The 2918-nt window shown below is 72.3% G+C and carries 4 protein-coding genes; 2 read left to right on the top strand and 2 right to left on the bottom strand.

Features of this window, described 5'->3' with window-relative positions; genetic code table 11:
* A partial coding sequence (locus tag ABFX46_RS43225) for an alpha-amylase family protein (RefSeq protein WP_487046978.1) occupies positions 1-950 on the top strand: 950 nt, incomplete at its 5' end.
* Between the two features lie 16 nt (positions 951-966).
* On the opposite strand, the gene ABFX46_RS43220 is transcribed toward ABFX46_RS43225, so the two are convergent.
* Positions 967-1824, bottom strand: coding sequence for an STAS domain-containing protein (locus ABFX46_RS43220; protein WP_346050432.1), 858 nt, complete (start codon positions 1822-1824; stop codon positions 967-969).
* Positions 1825-1827: 3 nt separating this feature from the next.
* Positions 1828-2148, bottom strand: coding sequence for a hypothetical protein (locus tag ABFX46_RS43215; protein ID WP_131938927.1), 321 nt, complete (start codon positions 2146-2148; stop codon positions 1828-1830).
* 478 nt (positions 2149-2626) lie between these two features.
* Here ABFX46_RS43215 and ABFX46_RS43210 point away from each other — a divergent pair.
* Positions 2627-2918, top strand: a 292-nt coding sequence (locus tag ABFX46_RS43210) for an alpha-amylase family glycosyl hydrolase (RefSeq protein WP_487046977.1), incomplete at its 3' end; no start/stop codon positions are given.

Below are 2918 nucleotides of genomic sequence, written 5' to 3'. Positions count from 1 at the left end.
ACAACCCCCACACCAAACCCGTCGCCTTCTGGGAACGGCTCCTGGCCGACATCAACACCACCGACCCCGACGTCCTCTTCCTCGCCGAGGCCTTCACCCGCCCCGCGATGATGCACACCCTGGCCAAAACCGGATTCCACCAGTCCTACACCTACTTCACCTGGCGCAACGCCGCCGACGAACTCACCGACTACCTCACCGAACTCACCGGCCCCGCCGCCGCCTACATGCGCCCCAACCTCTTCACCAACACCCCCGACATCCTCAACGAATACCTCCAGCACGGCGGCCGGCCCGCCTTCGAGATCCGCGCCGTCCTGGCCGCACTGCTCTCCCCCACCTGGGGCATCTACTCCGGCTACGAACTGTGCGAGAACACCCCCGTCCGCCCCGGCAGCGAGGAATACCGCGACTCCGAGAAATACCAGTACCGGCCCCGCGACTGGGACACCGCCGCCCGCCACGGCACCACCATCGCCCCCCTCATCACCCGCCTCAACACCCTCCGCAACACCCACCCCGCCCTCCAACAACTCCGCAACCTGCACTTCCACCACATCGACCAACCCGAACTCCTGGCCTTCTCCAAACGCCACATGGACGACGTCGTCCTCGCCGTGGTCAACCTCAACCCCCACCAGCCACGCGAAGCCACCGTCCACCTCGACCTGCCCGCCCTCGGCCTGCCCGACGACCCCCACCACCCCCACACCGTCACCGACGAACTCGACGGCGCCACCTACACCTGGACCCAGGCCAACTACGTGCGGCTCGACCCGCGCACGAAGCCCGCACACATCCTCACGTTCCAGCGGAACGGCGGACGTGTGCGGGCCGGTGGGAGCCGCCGGTCCGACGGGACCATGGCCGGGGCGGACGGGACGACCGCGAGGTCGCGCCGGGCCTCGCCGCGGCCCGCCCGGAGCCGGCGGCGCCCGAGCGGGAGCTGAGCCGGCGGCCGGGCCGTCAGGCCGGTTCGGCGCCGCCGAGCAGGCGGTCCTCGATGGACCGGCAGCCGGTGAACACCGAGCCGAGGCCCTCCCGGTCGATGATCTCGCGGAGCCGGGCCGGCAGCGCGGGCAGCGCCAGGCAGCCGCCCTCGGCGGCGACCCGCCAGCGGATGCCGAGCAGGATCGGCAGCGGGTCGCAGCGGATCCCGAGGCGCTCGTGCATCCGCACCATCAGATGCCGCAGGTTGCCCTCGACCAGCGTCGTCAGCGTCTCCCCGAGCCGCGGCACCGTCACCTCGTCCAGCACCCCGGACAGGTGCACGACCGTGTGGTCCCCGTCGCCGGCCCCCGTCGTGGTGATCATCAGCTCGGACGGCGCGGGCGGCGTCGGGGTGAGCCCGGCGTCGCCCGGGTGGAGGGCGCGGATCGCGTCCAGCACGTGCGTGGTGTCGACGTCGCCCGCCGTCCCCGCCGGGACGGGCGTGCCCGTCGCCGACCCGACGTCCGGGAACACCGGGACGAGCTGCGCCAGCCCCGTCAGGTGCAGCGCCCGCCGCACGTGCGCGGACAGTGCGGGCACCACGGCGCGCAGCGGGCAGCCGAGCAGCTGGGCGCGCGTCTCGGCGCGGGCCAGCAGGACGAGCCCGGCCGCGTCGAGCAGCACCGCGTCACCGAAGTCGACGACGACGCAGGTGCGCCGCCGCCCCCGGGCGGGGCCGCCGCCCGCCCGCGTCCCGGCGGCCAGCGCGAGGGCCTTGCTCACGCCCTCGCGGATGCCCGCGTAGTTCTGCCAGCTGATCTGCGCGGGCAGGCTCAGCACGATGAACCCTCGCCGGGTCTCGATGCTCAGGCCCGGCACGGTCGTGTCCTTCATACGTCACATCCCGATCGGGGTTCTGGCGGCCGCGCGCGCGGGCCGGGGCGGGGCGGTCAGGGTGGAGCCGGGCGGTCTGGCCACCGTCCGGCCGTCCGGATAGGGCGGCCGGCCGCCGCGCACGACGCCCGTCAGCCGGGACGCCGCGAGGCGCTCGATGGTCCGTTCCTCGGGCCGCACCCCGAGATGGGTGCAGCAGCACCACAGGTCGTCGACGCAGCGGCGCACGTTCTCAGCCGGGATGTCGGCGAAGCGAACGCGCAGCCGCGCTACGAGCTCATCGCGCGTCGGTACGACCGATGGCGACTTCTCCCAGCGCTCCACTGTCCCTCCGATCGCTTTGGACGGACGCTTTCCGTCCGAACTGATCAGAACCCGCCGGTGGGGCGGGTTCTGAGCTTGGAAATGACCTACCCGGGGCCTGCGACAGAAAAAGCGACGAACCTAAAAACACGGACATGACACAACCGTCGCGAAGCAAGTCTTCGGGAGCCGCCGCGCCAGCGAACGAGCCGTGCACAGCCGGGTTTTTGCGCCACTTTCCCGCCGCATTCCCCGGCCGCGCCCGGGGGCTGACCGTCCGGACGCGGGACGGCTCCGCCGCGCGGTGCCGCACCGGCGCGATCCGCCCCCGCTCCAGGTCACCGCACGTCCGGCCGGGCGGGGCGCCGCGGTCCCGAAACCGGCCGCACGGTCACGGTGCGTACTGAATCTTTTACGGATGGTTGCCTGTCGTGAACGTCACTCGCCCCGGCGGCGGGAATTGCTGATCTAGATGTCTCCAACACACCCGGGGTGACCCATGCACGGCCAGCCGAAGAACACCGCCCGCAGCAGCACGCCCGACGAGGTCACCACGCCGGAGGCGGACGTCGGGCCCGTCCGCGACGCGAGCGGGTCGCCGGGCGGGGCGCCGGCCGCCGGGGCCGTGCCCGACCCGTTCGACGACGACACGCCGCGCATGCCCCACTGGTTCAAGACGGCGGTGTTCTACGAGGTGTCGGTGCGGGGCTTCGCCGATTCCAACAACGACGGCTACGGGGACCTGCGGGGGCTGATCTCCAAGCTCGACCATCTGCAATGGCTCGGCATCG

The sequence above is a fragment of the Actinomadura chokoriensis genome (genome assembly GCF_039529475.1).
Classification (GTDB): Bacteria; Actinomycetota; Actinomycetes; order Streptosporangiales; family Streptosporangiaceae; genus Spirillospora; species Spirillospora bangladeshensis.
Note: the sequence above shows the minus strand (reverse complement) of the source record. Positions and strands in the feature narration are given on the sequence as shown.